The organism is Vibrio lamellibrachiae (assembly GCF_050337265.1).
GTDB lineage: Bacteria > Pseudomonadota > Gammaproteobacteria > Enterobacterales > Vibrionaceae > Vibrio > Vibrio kyushuensis.
On sequence record NZ_JAKJSU010000010.1, the window covers coordinates 40,044 to 56,165 of the forward strand.

The 16,122-nt window shown below is 43.4% G+C and carries 15 protein-coding genes; 11 read left to right on the forward strand and 4 right to left on the reverse strand.

What is annotated here, in order from left to right; translation table 11 throughout:
• The first annotated feature begins 162 nt into the window (after window positions 1–162).
• The 3 genes from L4C54_RS16855 (at window position 163) to L4C54_RS16865 (ending at window position 3,898) form a co-directional block, all read left to right on the forward strand.
• Window positions 163–2,742: a TRAP transporter permease gene (locus L4C54_RS16855; protein ID WP_428809095.1), complete on the forward strand. Its 2,580-nt coding sequence runs from the start codon at window positions 163–165 to the stop codon at window positions 2,740–2,742.
• 117 nt (window positions 2,743–2,859) lie between these two features.
• Window positions 2,860–3,297, forward strand: a complete 438-nt coding sequence (locus tag L4C54_RS16860; RefSeq protein ID WP_428802579.1) for a universal stress protein — start codon at window positions 2,860–2,862, stop codon at window positions 3,295–3,297.
• 205 nt (window positions 3,298–3,502) lie between these two features.
• A complete protein-coding gene (locus L4C54_RS16865) occupies window positions 3,503–3,898 on the forward strand; it encodes a DUF2061 domain-containing protein (protein ID WP_428809096.1) in 396 nt (131 codons plus the stop codon).
• 13 nt (window positions 3,899–3,911) lie between these two features.
• Here the strand turns inward: L4C54_RS16865 and L4C54_RS16870 are convergent, their stop codons facing one another.
• Both L4C54_RS16870 and tkt read right to left on the reverse strand, forming a co-directional pair.
• A complete protein-coding gene (locus L4C54_RS16870; RefSeq protein WP_428809097.1) occupies window positions 3,912–4,751 on the reverse strand; it encodes a glycosyl hydrolase 2 galactose-binding domain-containing protein in 840 nt (279 codons plus the stop codon).
• A gap of 130 nt (window positions 4,752–4,881) precedes the next feature.
• On the reverse strand, window positions 4,882–6,876 hold the full coding sequence (gene tkt, locus L4C54_RS16875; protein ID WP_428809098.1) for a transketolase: 1,995 nt from the start codon (window positions 6,874–6,876) through the stop codon (window positions 4,882–4,884).
• Window positions 6,877–7,218: 342 nt separating this feature from the next.
• Between tkt and metK the strand changes: the two genes are divergently transcribed.
• The 7 genes from metK to ruvX all read left to right on the forward strand — a co-directional run bounded on the left by metK (window position 7,219) and on the right by ruvX (window position 13,037).
• Window positions 7,219–8,373, forward strand: coding sequence for a methionine adenosyltransferase (metK, locus tag L4C54_RS16880; protein ID WP_428802583.1), 1,155 nt, complete (start codon window positions 7,219–7,221; stop codon window positions 8,371–8,373).
• A 367-nt stretch (window positions 8,374–8,740) separates the two neighbouring features.
• On the forward strand, window positions 8,741–9,538 hold the full coding sequence (locus L4C54_RS16885; RefSeq protein ID WP_428809099.1) for a DUF2189 domain-containing protein: 798 nt from the start codon (window positions 8,741–8,743) through the stop codon (window positions 9,536–9,538).
• Between the two features lie 114 nt (window positions 9,539–9,652).
• Window positions 9,653–10,144 (forward strand): SprT family zinc-dependent metalloprotease, encoded by a 492-nt coding sequence (locus L4C54_RS16890; RefSeq protein WP_428809100.1) that lies wholly within the window; start codon window positions 9,653–9,655, stop codon window positions 10,142–10,144.
• A 109-nt stretch (window positions 10,145–10,253) separates the two neighbouring features.
• Window positions 10,254–10,985 carry a 16S rRNA (uracil(1498)-N(3))-methyltransferase gene (gene rsmE, locus L4C54_RS16895; protein WP_428809101.1) on the forward strand — a complete coding sequence of 244 codons (732 nt, stop codon included), beginning with the start codon at window positions 10,254–10,256 and terminating at the stop codon, window positions 10,983–10,985.
• A gap of 13 nt (window positions 10,986–10,998) precedes the next feature.
• On the forward strand, window positions 10,999–11,946 hold the full coding sequence (gshB, locus tag L4C54_RS16900) for a glutathione synthase (RefSeq protein ID WP_428809102.1): 948 nt from the start codon (window positions 10,999–11,001) through the stop codon (window positions 11,944–11,946).
• Window positions 11,947–11,990: 44 nt separating this feature from the next.
• Window positions 11,991–12,554: a YqgE/AlgH family protein gene (locus tag L4C54_RS16905; RefSeq protein ID WP_428802587.1), complete on the forward strand. Its 564-nt coding sequence runs from the start codon at window positions 11,991–11,993 to the stop codon at window positions 12,552–12,554.
• Window positions 12,555–12,611: 57 nt separating this feature from the next.
• Window positions 12,612–13,037: a Holliday junction resolvase RuvX gene (gene ruvX, locus L4C54_RS16910; RefSeq protein ID WP_428809103.1), complete on the forward strand. Its 426-nt coding sequence runs from the start codon at window positions 12,612–12,614 to the stop codon at window positions 13,035–13,037.
• 122 nt (window positions 13,038–13,159) lie between these two features.
• On the opposite strand, the gene L4C54_RS16915 is transcribed toward ruvX, so the two are convergent.
• Window positions 13,160–14,266 carry a PilT/PilU family type 4a pilus ATPase gene (locus tag L4C54_RS16915; protein WP_428809104.1) on the reverse strand — a complete coding sequence of 369 codons (1,107 nt, stop codon included), beginning with the start codon at window positions 14,264–14,266 and terminating at the stop codon, window positions 13,160–13,162.
• Window positions 14,267–14,316: 50 nt separating this feature from the next.
• Window positions 14,317–15,354: a type IV pilus twitching motility protein PilT gene (locus L4C54_RS16920; RefSeq protein ID WP_428809105.1), complete on the reverse strand. Its 1,038-nt coding sequence runs from the start codon at window positions 15,352–15,354 to the stop codon at window positions 14,317–14,319.
• Between the two features lie 23 nt (window positions 15,355–15,377).
• On the opposite strand from L4C54_RS16920, the gene L4C54_RS16925 reads away from it, so the two are divergent.
• On the forward strand, window positions 15,378–16,088 hold the full coding sequence (locus tag L4C54_RS16925; protein WP_428809106.1) for a YggS family pyridoxal phosphate-dependent enzyme: 711 nt from the start codon (window positions 15,378–15,380) through the stop codon (window positions 16,086–16,088).
• Window positions 16,089–16,122: the final 34 nt, after the last annotated feature.

The following is a 16,122-nucleotide window of genomic DNA, read 5'->3' on the forward strand; positions in this document are numbered from 1 at the left end:
CTATTTTGATTTTCACTGCTAGAAAATCAACCCCATTTAACATCTATAATGACTACCATTTAGTGCCGTTTAAATCGATTTCAGTCTATATTTATTCTGAACGATCTATTCGCAGAAGCGCACTAAAGATAAACCAGACCATCGATAATAAGGACAAAGTACATGACGCAGACAACAACACCGTCTCAAGATGTGCAAGAAATGGTGGCACAATCCGATACAGGTGCACGTAATCCAAAGGGTATTCCCGGGCGTGTTCTTTGGTTTGTTCCACTGTGTTGGTCACTGTTCCAACTTTGGTATGCATCTCCGCTACCGTTCATTTTTAATTTTGCTGTACTTAATGACACTCAAGCTCGTGCTATTCACCTCACGTTTGCTATCTTTTTAGCCTTTACGGCTTATCCAGCATCGAAAAAATCCTCACGCGATCATATTCCAGTTGTCGACTGGTTATTGGCGCTAGCCGGAAGTTTTTCTGCTGCCTATATTTTCCTTTTTTATACCGAACTGGCTGAACGTTCTGGTGCACCGACTACCGCGGATATTGTAGCGGCAGTAACAGGTATGGTGCTTCTTTTAGAGGCAACAAGACGCGCACTAGGTCCACCATTGATGGTGGTTGCAGCGGTATTTTTGCTTTACACATTTGGCGGGCCCCACATGCCAGATGTTATTGCCCACAAAGGGGCAAGTTTGAACAAAGCGATGTCGCACCTCTGGTTAACTACTGAAGGGGTATTCGGCGTTGCACTTGGTGTTTCAACCTCGTTTGTTTTCCTATTCGTTCTCTTTGGCGCAATGCTAGAACGAGCTGGAGCGGGTGCTTACTTTATTAAAGTCGCGTTCTCCTTATTGGGTCACATGAAAGGTGGACCAGCAAAAGCAGCAGTTGTTGCATCTGGCCTATCAGGATTGGTTTCCGGTTCTTCGATCGCTAACGTAGTAACAACAGGTACCTTTACCATTCCTCTGATGAAGCGTGTCGGCTTTTCAGGTGAAAAGGCTGGCGCAGTAGAAGTTGCCGCTTCAACAAACGGTCAGTTAACACCACCAATAATGGGTGCTGCGGCATTTTTAATGGTTGAATATGTCGGTATCTCATACGTTGAGGTCATTAAAGCCGCGCTTCTGCCTGCACTGATTTCATATATCGCTCTTATCTATATTGTTCACCTAGAAGCCTGTAAGGCCGGAATGACGGGCCTTCCACGTCGTCATACACCAACATGGATTCAGAGTATTCTTTCATTCAGTGGCACCATTATTGGCTTAGGTATTATGAGTGCGATTGTTTACTATGGCGTTGGTTGGACAAAAGATGTCTTCGGTGATGCCGCAACACCGATAGTAACCATTGCCCTTTTATTAGCTTATGTTGGTTTAGTCCGTGTCTCTTCGCGATATGCAGAAGAAGGTGGACTGGATCTCGATGCCGAACTTACAGAAGTGCCTGACCCAGGCCCTACTATTAAGTCTGGTTTGCACTTCCTACTTCCAATTGTTGTTTTAGTTTGGTGTTTAACTGTAGAGCGTTTCTCTCCGGGTTTATCCGCATTCTGGGCGACTGTCTTCATGATCTTCATCTTGCTAACCCAACGTCCACTTATGGCAGTTATGTCTAAGTCAGACAATGTCTCTGAGCAAGTAAAAGCAGGCTTTGTCGACCTTGCAGAGAGCTTGGTTTCTGGCGCTCGTAATATGATTGGTATCGGTGTAGCAACAGCTGCTGCTGGTACGGTTGTAGGGGTTGTTACCTTAACGGGCATCGGTCTTGTCATGACTGACTTTGTTGAGTTTATTTCTGGCGGTAGCATTATTCTTATGTTGCTATTCACCGCCGTGATCAGCTTGATTTTGGGGATGGGCTTACCAACAACAGCAAACTACATCGTTGTATCAACTTTAATGGCTCCAGTTATCGTGACGCTTGGTGCTGCACACGGGCTTATCATTCCTCTTATCGCAGTTCACTTGTTTGTGTTCTACTTCGGTATTCTGGCTGATGATACTCCCCCTGTAGGTCTCGCCGCCTTTGCTGCTGCAGCCATCGCGAAATCCGATCCTATACGCACCGGTATTCAAGGCTTTACCTACGATATTCGAACCGCAATATTGCCATTTATGTTTATATTCAATACGCAGTTACTATTGATGGGCATTGATTCTTGGTGGCATTTGGTACTGACTATTTTCTCTTCAGTAACAGCTGTCTTGATTTTTGCTGCGGCAACACAAGGCTGGTGGTTCACTAAGAATAAATGGTGGGAAACAATCCTGCTTATCGTACTGACTTTTTCTTTCTTCCGTCCTGGTTTCTGGTGGGACATGGTCTATCCAGAGAAGGTTCTTTCACCAGGTATTGAGGTTGCTCAAATAACTGAAAACCTATCAGTGGGACAATCGCTTGAATTAAGAGTAGGAGGAGAAAATTTAGAAGGTAACTATTCTGAAAAAACGGTTCGCCTTCCATTTGAAGATTCAGCATCCACAAGTGAAGAGCGGATTGCATCTATGGGCTTAATGCTAACTAAAACCGAAGGCAAAATGATTGTTGATATGGTTGAATTTGGCAGCCCTGCGGAAGCGGCTGGTATCGATTTTGATTGGGAAATAAAATCAGTCATCCAAAATGCAGATAGACCAATGAAAGAATGGGTGTTTATTCCTTCCTTACTGATCTTAATTGCTCTAGGATTAAATCAAAGAAGACGAGCTCGAAAGGAACAGTTGAGCGCGTAAAGAGATGGCCTTATCTTAATACCTAAGCTTTAGTTTTTCTCGTGAGTTTAGTTAGATAAGGCCAATTTTTAAAAAGGATTCGCTTAGCCACTTGGTTAAAATATAAAGAGACAAATAATGTATAAACAAATCCTTGTTCCTGTAGATTTAAATGACAAAGGCTTTTCTGACAAAGCCGTTCAACTTGCCGTTTGGCATGCTAAGCACTCAAAAGCACAGATACATCTTCTTAATGTACTGCCGGGAATCCACATGTCTATGGTGGCGACTTACTTCCCGAAAGATGCAGCACAGAAGATGAAAGAAGATGTGAAAGAGCAACTAAGAAAATTTGCTGACCAGCACATCAACGAGAAAATTGTTTACAAGGTTCATGTTGCTGAAGGTAAGCCATACTCAACGATCTTGGAGCATGCTGCAAAGCTTGGAGCTGATTTGATAGTTATGCCAAGCCATAAACGTTCAAAGCTTGATAATGCAGTACTAGGCTCAGTCGCGAGCAAAGTAGTACAGAACTCACCAATCAACGTATTAGTGGTTAAGCCTCAAGGCTAATATTAATTTGCTCGTTCAACGATATCGATACTAAAACGCAGTATTCTCTCAGAATACTGCGTTTTTCTTTTTCGGTGTCATAACTCGCGAGTGAACGCTCGACATCGAAAATTCTGATTAGACTAATAGACAAACTCAATTTCACTTAATGCGACTAATTCTCAATAATAGCCCTATCGAGACAATGACCAAATTGAGAATGACCATGAGAAAAACACTGAGCTTTGCCACAATACATTTTATGATTGCCTTTAGTGTTGCTTATATACTGACTGGAGATATTCTCATTGGCAGCTTGATTGCGATGATCGAGCCTACTGTCAATACATTTGCATTCTACTTCCACGAAAAGATATGGAACCAATGGAAGTCGTTACAGCAGTTTGCTCATTCGACTAAAATAAAAACCACCAGCTTTGCTATCGTGCACTTTAGTGTTGCTTTTAGTGTTGTCTATTTATTGACTGGAGATGCATTGGTTGGCGGAATCATGGCAACCATAGAGCCTGCGTTTAACACTTGTGCTTACTACTTCCACGAGAAGTCATGGCAGCGTAAACACGCTACGAAGTACAATTCAACTTGGCAATGCGCACACTGATGTTGGTGCTGAATCAGTTTAACGGGATGTAATTATGGATCTCTTGCATGACTTGCTGAGCATAAGTTGGATATTCGGTCTCATCAATTAAACCGACATGGTACGTTCGATGGCTGTTCTCTAACTTAACATCCAACAAATAACACTGTGATTCATTATAATTGTCGATGTTAAGAAAAATAGGAGCGTCTAGTTGGAAGACCGCATTTGTTTTGGATGCTCGCACATCAATAGGAAGACGATACGTCATGCCATTGAATTTAATCAGAGCCGAAATTAGGCCCGGTTTAAACGCAGTAAAATTAAGATGTACTAACACCTCACAACCACCTACTTGGTGATTGACCAGTTCCGTTTTGACGTCATCGATACGAACGGACGGTAACACCTCTAAATAGGGCGTATACCAAATACCGATACGACTTTCAGGCTCTATCGACTCATTAAGAGAAAATGGTGTGTCGATTTCCTTGTCATCCTCTAGTAGCCAATCTTCTTCTTGTTCAAGAAACAGTATTTCAAATCGATTTCGACCTAATTGAAGATACGGCAGAATATCTTTTCGATAGCTCTCATGAAACTCTTCACAATCAAACACCGCCTCCCCATTCACTCTAATTTCGGCATGATAACCAATGCCTGAGATGACGAGATCAATAGCAGAGTTAGCCAGCATCGCTTCATCTACCTCAATATCGTGCATCAAATGCCACTCTTGCTCTGCAATTACTTCTTCAGACAGATCATTAGGTAAAACTGTACTCAATGGTGCAGGAAAAAGAATGTCTTCTTGAGGAATTGACAGATCAGTCAATGGGGATAGTTGCCAGAGGCCAGCTAGAGAGATTTGCATAATAAAATTGCGCTAGATCAAAGTTCGTAGAGTATAAGGAATACCTAAGGTTAAAGATATAGCAAAAATGAATAGAACAAAAAAGGCCTAGCAAACTGCTAGGCCTTCGATATCAGAAGTCTCGCTTAAGTTAAGCCAGTAACTCTTTTGCTGTATTCACTACATTCTCAGTTGTGAAACCGAACATCTTGAATAGCTCACCTGCAGGTGCAGATTCGCCAAATGTTGTCATACCGATGATCTTGCCACCAAAACCAACGTACTTATACCAGAAGTCAGCAATACCCGCTTCGATAGCAATACGAGCTGTTACATCTGATGGAAGTACCGCTTCACGGTATGCTGCGTCTTGCTTATCGAATGCATCTGTTGATGGCATTGAAACAACACGTACTTGCTTACCTTCCGCAGTCAGTTCAGCCGCCGCAGCTACAGCAAGTTCAATTTCAGAACCTGTTGCGATTAAGATTAACTCAGGCTTAGCTTCACAATCTTTAAGGATGTAAGCACCCTTAGCGATGTCAGCAACTTGTGCGTCTGTACGCTCTTGCTGTGCAAGGTTTTGACGAGAGAAGATTAGAGATGTAGGACCATCTTTACGCTCAACAGCCAGTTTCCATGCTACTGCAGATTCAACTTGGTCACATGGACGCCATGTGCTCATGTTTGGCGTTAGACGCAGTGATGCAATTTGCTCAACAGGTTGGTGTGTTGGACCATCTTCGCCAAGACCAATTGAGTCATGCGTGTAAACTTGAATGTTCTGAACTTTCATCAGAGCAGCCATGCGCATTGCATTACGTGCGTATTCCATAAACATTAGGAACGTTGCGCCGTATGGTACGAAACCACCGTGCAGAGCCATACCGTTCATGATAGCCGTCATACCGAACTCACGCACACCGTAATGAATGTAGTTACCTGAAGCATCATCAGCAGTCAGTGACTTAGAACCAGACCACATAGTTAGGTTAGATGGTGCAAGGTCAGCAGAGCCGCCCATGAACTCAGGAAGCATTTGACCAAATGCTTCTAATGCATTTTGTGATGCTTTACGTGATGCAATGTTTGCAGGGTTCGCTTGAAGGTCCGCAATGATTTTGCTTGTCTTCTCTTCCCACTGTGCTGGAAGCTCGCCATTTACACGACGTTTGAATTCTGCAGCAAGCTCAGGGTAAGCAGTAGCGTATGCGTCAAACTTAGCATTCCAAGCTGCTTCTTTCGCAGCGCCAGCTTCTTTTGCATCCCACTCAGCAGAAATGTCTGCTGGGATTTCGAAAGGACCATGTTCCCAACCTAGTGCTTTCTTAGTCGCTGTGATTTCATCAGCACCTAGTGGAGCACCGTGACAGTCGTGCGTACCCGCTTTATTAGGAGAACCAAAACCGATCACTGTTTTAGTACAAATAAGCGTAGGACGAGGATCTGCTTTAGCAGCGATGATTGCTGCATTAATCGCTTCAGAATCATGACCATCAACCGCTGGAATTACGTGCCAGCCGTACGCTTCAAAACGTTTAGGTGTGTCATCAGAGAACCAACCTTCAACTTCACCATCAATAGAAATGCCGTTGTCATCCCAGAAAGCAACCAACTTACCAAGACCAAGCGTACCCGCTAGAGAACAAGCTTCGTGAGAGATACCTTCCATCAGACAGCCATCACCCATGAATGCATAGGTGAAGTGATCAACGATGTCGTGACCTTCTTTATTAAATTGCGCTGCTAGCGATTTTTCAGCCAACGCCATACCAACAGCATTCGTGATGCCTTGGCCTAGTGGGCCAGTTGTCGTTTCGATACCAGGTGCGTAACCATACTCTGGGTGACCAGGAGTCTTAGAGTGCAGTTGACGGAAGTTTTTCAAATCTTCAATCGAAAGCTCGTAACCTGCTAGGTGAAGCAGAGAGTAAATCAGCATTGAGCCGTGGCCGTTAGAAAGAATAAAACGGTCGCGATCTGCCCACTCTGGATTTTGTGGGTTGTGGTTCAAGTGACCACGCCAAAGAACTTCAGCGATGTCAGCCATACCCATAGGTGCGCCAGGGTGACCTGAGTTTGCTTGTTGAACGCCGTCCATGCTAAGTGCGCGGATTGCATTGGCTAGATCTTTACGAGAAGGCATGTCTGCTCCTGAGTGCGTATGCGATTTAAAAAATAGTGGAATCTGAATTATTCGTCGAATTCAGGCGTCATATTCTCTCAAAGCCCCCTATTGACTGCAAACGTTTTACTGGAGATTTAGCTCAAATTTCCAACTATTTTCACAACTCTATACATTCACCCAATCAAATCCCAATTTTCATACGCAAACGTTTAGTTATGATATATCCAAAAAAGAACTTGTAATTCCAACATTCAAAATTAGAATAGACGTCTAGATGTAGAAACACCTACTATCATTTTTCAATTTTTATTGTGGTGAATGCTAAAATTCATCATAAACAACCAAACTAGTGGAGCTCTCATGGCTAAGCACCTATTCACTTCTGAGTCTGTTTCAGAAGGTCATCCAGACAAAATTGCAGACCAAATTTCTGATGCTGTTCTTGATGCCATCATCGAACAAGATCCAAAAGCTCGCGTAGCGTGTGAGACTTACGTTAAAACCGGTATGGTTATGGTTGGTGGTGAAATTACCACATCAGCTTGGGTTGATATCGAAGAGATCACTCGTCAAACCGTTCGTGAAATTGGCTACACTGGTTCAGACATGGGCTTTGATGCCGATTCATGTGCTGTGCTTAACACGATTGGTAAGCAGTCTCCTGACATCAACCAAGGCGTTGATAAAGCGGATCCTAAAGATCAAGGCGCTGGCGACCAAGGCATTATGTTTGGCTACGCAACGAATGAAACACCAATTCTAATGCCTGCACCAATTACTTACTCTCACCTTCTTGTTAAAAAGCAAGCTGAAGTACGTAAGAGCGGCAAACTTGATTTCCTTCGTCCAGATGCAAAATCTCAAGTAACGTTCCAATACGACCAAGGTCAAATTGTTGGTATCGATGCTGTTGTTCTTTCAACTCAGCACAGTGATGACATTTCAACACCCGATCTACGTGAAGCGGTAATGGAAGAGATCATCAAGCCAGTACTTCCTTCAGAGTGGATCAATAAAGAGACTAACTTCTTTATTAACCCAACTGGTCGTTTTGTTATCGGTGGCCCAATGGGTGACTGTGGTCTAACAGGTCGTAAGATCATCGTTGATACCTACGGCGGCGCAGCTCGTCACGGTGGCGGTGCATTCTCTGGTAAAGATCCATCAAAAGTAGACCGTTCTGCAGCATACGCGGCGCGTTACGTTGCGAAAAACATCGTTGCTGCTGGTATGGCTGATCGTTGTGAAATCCAACTTTCTTACGCAATTGGCGTTGCTGATCCAACCTCTATCATGGTTGAAACGTTTGGTACTGAAAAAGTATCACAAGAAATCATCGTTGAGGCGGTTCGTCAAAACTTCGACCTTCGCCCATACGGTCTTCAAGAAATGCTTAACCTTCTTCAACCTATCTACAAGCAGACGGCAGCATACGGTCACTTTGGCCGTGAAGAGTTCCCTTGGGAAGCGACAGATAAAGCAGCGATGCTACGTGAGTTCGCTGGTCTTAAGTAACTAGCAACTACCGAATCAAAACATAGAGCCCTTGCATATTTGCAGGGGCTTTCTTGTTTTAGCTTAATTTTTCATCAAATAATTTGTGTTTTTTTCTATTCCCACCAATAGTTAATAAAGTGTTAAATGTACTTTCTTCTTAAGCAGAAATACTGCCATTGATGAGTCACACTTTAACCTCAGCCTATGACTTCAATATCAAGCTATTACTTTAAATATAATGGTTACTTAAAACACAATAATTGATGTGGATTGTATTGCAGAGCAAGAGTTCAAACGTTCTACTACTTTGATAAACCACCTCAAATTCGTCAGTCGGCAAGTGAAAAGTCGGCAACAATTAACGAGAATAGATCAAGGAGGGTGTATGCCTCGTACGGTAAACCCATCAGAGTTTGAAACAAAAGATAAGAAAATACCTGATAGTGAATATGCTCGAACCCTACCCTGCAATCAGTTGAGCGTATCTGCTCCCTTTCACTGGCTATCATTAGGTTTAAATGACTTTATACGAATGCCTATAATAAGCATGTTTTATGGAGCCTGCTTTATGGCTGCCGCAATTGGGATTGTGTTATTGGTCCAGTGGCAAGGAACACACCTTGTCGTCATGCCAAGCCTGATTGTTTATATGCTCATTGGCCCTTTCCTTGCACTCGGTATGTATGATGCAAGCTGGGAGAGAGAAAAAGGTCACAGCCCAAGTTTAATGCACTCGATGCGGGCAATCTCCCGTAACTCAACCTCACAGTGGGCCTTCGCCGTTCTGCTAACCGTTGCGATGATATTTTGGATGCGCGTTGCAGCGTTAATCCATGCTTTATACCCATCAGTTCAAGGCGCTCCTATTCAAGAGTTTGCACCATTTTTGATTATTGGCTCAATAGTAGGGTTTATTTTTTCAGCCGTTATATTCAGTATGTCTGCGTTCTCTATTCCTCTAATGATGGAAAAGCGCGTAGATATGATGACGGCAGTCTTCTCGAGCTTCAATGCAGTAAAAAGTAACATTCCAGCGATGATCGTTTGGGCATTGGTCATTACAGGCGGGATCCTCATCGGCTTTGCTACTTACGGTATTGGGATGTTCTTTACTATGCCAATTTTAGGTTACGCCACATGGCATGGCTATCATGAAACCATCAAAAAGAAACACCACATATAAGGTCTCCTACCTTATCTTCTAAACATTATTTAATGTTACTATCATCGCCTCAGCTCAATGCTGAGGCTTTTTTATTGATGCGTATCTTATAAAAACTTACGGCAAGGAATCTCAGTGGAAGACTTTGAACTTAACTATCGTGCTCAAGCAAAGTTGAAAGTATGTATTGAGAAGGCATCCTGTTATTTTGACTACCCTTTTAAACTTCCAGTTTTGAGTTATAAGCTGCGCGGAAAAGCCGCCGGAAAAGCGTATCTGCAACTGTGGGAAGTTCGTTTAAACCCGATTCTCTTTAATGAAAACCCTCAGGCATTTTTAGATGAAGTGATTGCTCATGAAGTCGCACACCTGGTGACATTCCATCAATTTGGGCGAGTAAGGCCACACGGTAAAGAGTGGCAAGCAGTCATGCAGCAAGTTTTTGGCTTGGATGCTAAAACAACTCATGACTTTTCGGTGAATTCAGTACAAGGAAAAACCTTCGAATATCACTGTGGCTGTACCAATCATGCCCTATCAATTCGACGTCACAATAAAGTGCTCAGACAACAAGCCACCTATCGTTGTCAGTCATGTCAAAAAACGCTGACCTTTTCTGCTCTGTAGCTCACTTAGAAATTCACATCATTAATTAGTTTAATCCCTATCAAACCTTGTTTTTTCACGTTAAAGCATCCATGTTAGGGTCTAACTATTCCTCGCTTAGGAACTCTCTATGAGAACCCCTCGTATTTATCACTCACATCCGATTTCACAACTGGGGATGCTCGATCTTGATGACGATGCAGCAGGTCATATTGGACGTGTTTTACGAATGAAAGCGGGTCAAGAAGTGCTCCTTTTTGACGGCAGTGGTGCAGAGTTTCCAGCCGTCCTTAGTGAAGTAGGTAAAAAGCGCGTAAGTGTTGAACTCACTAAACGTATTGAACGCAGCAGCGAGTCTCCTTTAGATCTTCATTTAGGCCAGGTTATTTCTCGTGGCGATAAAATGGAGTTTACGATTCAAAAATCGGTTGAGCTTGGCGTCAACACTATTACCCCTCTTATATCAGAGCGATGCGGCGTGAAACTGGACGCGAAGCGCTTTGAGAAAAAGCTGGCTCAGTGGCAAAAAATCGCCATCAGTGCCTGCGAGCAATGCGGTCGAAACACCATTCCTGTGATTCGTCCCATTATGCAGCTTGAGCAGTGGTGTGCTGAACAAACTGAAGCCCTTAAGCTCAATCTTCACCCAAGAGCTAACTACTCTATAAACACGCTCCCTGAGCCAATTAATAAAGTTCGTTTATTGATTGGACCGGAAGGTGGACTCTCTTCACAAGAGATTGATATGACACAAGAGTATCAATTCGAAGAGACATTACTTGGTCCACGAGTATTACGTACAGAAACCGCAGCGTTGACTGCAATTACCGCCTTACAAGTTCGTTTTGGCGATCTCGGCTAACTGGAGAATTTCAATGATTAAACTGGGTATTGTGATGGATCCGATCTCATCCATTAACATTAAAAAGGATTCAAGCTTTGCCATGATGCTAGAAGCTCAGCGTCGAGGCTATGAAATCCACTATATGGAGATGGATGATCTACACTTAGATCAAGGTGAAGCCATTGCTGACACCAAAGTAGTCGAGCTCAAAGAAGATCCAAACGGCTGGTATGAGTTTAAATCAGAGCAAACCATCAAACTGTCAGAGCTAGATGCGGTATTGATGCGAAAGGATCCTCCTTTTGATACTGAGTTCATCTACGCGACCTATATTTTAGAAAGAGCGGAAGAGAAAGGGACTCTGATCGTCAATAAGCCACAGAGCTTACGTGACTGTAATGAGAAGCTTTTTACTGCTTGGTTCCCTGAGCTAACACCAACAACAATAGTGACGCGCAAAGCTGAAAAGATTAAGCAATTTCAAGAAGAGCACGGCGATGTTATTTTAAAACCGCTTGATGGCATGGGTGGTGCATCAATCTTCCGTGTTAAAGCGGGTGATCCTAACGTTAATGTCATCATTGAAACATTAACCAACCACGGCCAGAACTACGCAATGGCACAAACTTTTGTTCCTGATATTACCAACGGTGACAAACGTATTTTAGTAGTTGATGGTGAACCAATGCCGTTTGTGCTTGCTCGTATCCCGGCAAAAGGGGAAACACGTGGCAATCTAGCAGCGGGTGGTCGTGGCGAAGCTCGTCCACTGAGTGAAACCGATAAGCAGATCGCTCTAGCTGTTGCTCCAACATTAAAAGAAAAAGGCCTAATTTTTGTAGGCTTAGACGTTATTGGCGATAGATTGACTGAAATTAACGTAACGAGCCCGACTTGCATTCGTGAGATCGAAGCTGCATTCGATATTTCAATCACAGGCAAATTGATGGACGCAATTGAGCGCCGCTTGAAAGCGTAACTGTATTTGGGCAGTTTACTGCCCACTTCATGATTGGAGTTGTTATGAACCTAACAAATCATTTCTTAGTTGCCATGCCCGGAATGGAAGACCCCTACTTTCAGCATCGAGTCATTTATGTGTGCGAACACAATCAAGATGGTGCGATGGGACTAGTGATTAACGCCCCTATCGATATTACGGTCGGCGGTATGCTCAAAAAGGTTGATATCGAACCCACTCAGCCTCAGCTTAATACTAATAGCTTAGAAAAACCCGTATTGAACGGTGGCCCTGTTTCAGAGGATCGTGGCTTCATTCTTCATCAACCAAAAGATGAATATGAATCAAGCATAAAAATGACCGATCAAATATCTGTAACAACCTCTAAAGACATTCTAGAAGTACTCGGCACCGACGCAGAACCCAACAGCTATGTGATTGCTCTGGGGTATTCAGGTTGGGAAGCAGGCCAGTTAGAAGTAGAACTAGCAGAAAACACTTGGCTAACAATGGAAGCGGATCCAGATGTGATCTTCAATACACCTATTCGTGAACGCTGGCGTGCTGCGGTTCAAATGCTAGGCATCGATGCCGCGCAATTATCAACTCAAACGGGTCACGCTTAGTTCATTAGAAACAAGCTTTTTAGTAGCAACAGAGCCAAGCTCATTTTGGAATATTAAATGTCTCGAACAATTATGTCTTTTGACTACGGTACAAAAAGTATCGGCAGCGCAATTGGCCAAGATATTACTGGTACCGCCTCGCCTCTCAAGGCTTTTAAAGCGAAAGATGGCATCCCTCAATGGGATGATATTGAAAAGCTAATTAAAGAGTGGCAGCCCGATTTAATCATTGTAGGCCTACCAACAGACCTACATGGAAAAGATTTAGCGACGATTACGCCTAGAGCAAAGAAGTTCGCTAATCGACTGTTTGGCCGCTATGGGGTTCCAGTTGAACTTCATGATGAAAGGCTTTCAACCACTGAAGCTCGCTCTGATCTGTTTAGCATGGGTGGTTATAAAGCGCTGAGTAAAGGCAATGTCGATTGCCAATCAGCCGTGGTTATCTTAGAAAGTTGGTTTGAAACCCAATGGGGTGAATAGCCTATTATTCTCAATCAATAAAAAAGCTTGGTATCAACCAAGCTTTTCTGTTGCAGAAATTATCTCAATTCCAGAATATAGCCCCAAAGTAATTGGAGTTTCAGCCTCTAGTGCAAAGGGAGTTAGTCCATATCGATTTTAACGTTACTTAGCTTGCCGGAATCAAAGCTCTCTCCACGCTGAGTTTTCAGCATCAACCTTAGATCATTCGCTGAATCAGCACTGTGCATCGCATCTTGCTCACTGATCTTATCGTCGATCACCAATTGATAAAGCGCTTGATCAAATGTCTGCATACCGATCTCTTTCGATTTACCCATGGTTGCTTTTAATTCATGAAGATCACCACGGCGAATAAGATCCGAGATCCTTGGGCTATTCAATAGAACTTCAAACACTCCATGCCGCCCTTGACCATTCTTATCACGAATTAGCTGTTGGCCGATCACGCCCTTCAGGTTCATAGAAAGATCAAACAGAAACTGCTCTTTTTGCTCTTTAGGTACTAGGTGCAAAATACGCTCTAACGCTTGGTTTGCATTGTTCGCATGAAGTGTCGCCATACATAAATGCCCTGTTTCAGCAAACGTCATGGCGTATTCCATGGTTTCTCGGCTACGGATCTCACCAATCAAAATCATATCAGGCGCTTGGCGAAGCGAGTTCTTCAATGCTACCTCATAGCTTTCTGTATCAAGCCCAACCTCTCGCTGAGTCACGATGCAGCGGTTGTGTTCATGAACAAACTCGATCGGATCTTCAACCGTAAGGATATGACCCGTACGGTGGTTATTTCGATAACCCGTCATCGCGGCCATGGTGGTCGATTTACCTGAGCCTGTCGCTCCAACCACCAACACCAAACCCCGTTTAGCAATCGAGAGATTTTGCAGAACATCAGGCAGCTTAAGATCATCAAAGCTTGGGATATTGGTTTCAATGCGGCGAATAACCGCCCCCGGAAGCTCACGCTGATAAAAAGCACTCACTCTAAAACGCCCAATATCACGCACAATGGCGAAATTGGCTTCTTTGGTCTGCTTATACTCTAGAGCGCGATCAGCATCCATCATTGATGTTAATAGCTGCTTTACTTGATCTTCATTAAGCTTATCACCTTGCGCTCTTAACTCACCATCAACGCGAAATAGAATAGGTGCACCAACGGTGATGTATACATCCGATGCCTTCTCGTTGATCATGCCTTGCAAACACTGGTTCAATTCCATTTTAGGTTCTCATTAATTTTGATTTAAGCACCGATCGCCGTTCACTCGCATTAAAATAGCGACGTTTCTACTTCAATTTTCTTTTGTACTTCTTCAGGGTCAACTGCACCCTTAGCAATGAGCTGCTTGGCATTTTGTTCCATTGTCTGCATGCCGTGAGCCGCACCAGTTTGAATAATCGAGTACATCTGAGCAACCTTATCTTCTCGAATCAGGTTACGTATTGCCGGGGTTGCCATCATAATTTCATGACAGGCCACTCGGCCGCCACCAACACGCTTTAGCAGCTTCTGTGCTATCACCGCACGCATCGATTCAGACAACATTGAGCGCACCATGGCTTTATCACTACCAGGAAATACATCAATAATTCTATCGACGGTTTTAGCCGCAGAGCTGGTATGAAGCGTACCAAAGACTAAGTGACCTGTTTCTGCTGCTGTCAGCGCAAGACTGATCGTCTCTTGATCTCGAAGCTCACCAACCAAGATTACATCGGGATCTTCACGCAAAGCACTTCTCAAGGCATTTTTAAAACTATGCGTATCTCGGTGAACTTCTCGTTGATTTATCAGACACTTGTTATTCTCATGGACAAATTCAATCGGATCTTCAATGGTCAGGATATGCTTATTGTGATTACGGTTAATATAATCAACCATCGCCGCTAACGTGGTCGACTTCCCCGAACCCGTTGGCCCAGTCACCAGTACCAAACCTTTCTCATAGTTGGATATTTTTTCAAAGATCTCTGGCGCTTCAATTTGCTCTAGAGTGGGAATATGAACAGGAATGGTACGAAACACCGCCGAGCTACCACGCGACTGATTAAAAGCATTAACACGAAAGCGCCCTACGTTTGGTAATTCAAACGAAAAATCAACTTCAAGCTTCTCTTCAAACTCACTGCGCTGAGCATCGTTCATGATCTCAAAAACGAGTCGATGTACATCCGCATGACTAAAAGCAGGCACACCAAGCTTTCTTACTTCACCATCTATACGTACCATTGGAGGTACTCCTGCAGAAAGGTGTAGATCTGAAGCATTATGCTTTACACTAAAATCCAGTAACTCTGCGATATCCATTAAATTTCCTTAGTAAAGTAGCCATGAGTAGTATTCAACAAAATATTGAACATATCACCTCACAGATTGAAAGCGCACAACAAAAGTGTGGACGACCTCGAGAGTCCGTGCAACTTTTAGCAGTGAGCAAGACTAAGCCTATCGAAGCAATTCTCGATGCTGCTAAGTGTGGACAACGCACTTTTGGCGAAAATTACGTGCAAGAAGGCGTCGATAAGGTTAAACATTTTAACCAAACTTACTCTGAACTTGATTTAGAGTGGCATTTTATCGGCCCAATTCAGTCCAATAAAACACGCCTTGTTGCTGAGCACTTTGATTGGGTTCATACCATTGATCGAACTAAGACTGCGCAACGACTCAATGATCAAAGACCAGAAAGTATGGGTTCACTTCAAGTACTTATTCAAGTCAACACCAGTGGTGAACAAAGTAAATCGGGTATTAATAGTGATGAAGTTTTTGCCTTAGCTGAGTTGATTTCATCGCTACCAAACCTCACATTAAGAGGAGTGATGTCGATTCCAGCCAATGTACCCGACTATCAGTCTCAATTAGCGGAGTTTGAAAAGCTGGCCACATTGAAACAGCAGTTGGCTGAAAAATATGACCACATCGATACTCTTTCTATGGGCATGAGTGGTGATATGGATGCAGCAATTCATGCCGGCAGTACGATGGTACGGATTGGAACTGCTATCTTTGGCGCACGAGACTACGCAAACAAGTCTTAGTACCATTAAACGTAAACAAAATAACGCTCACATA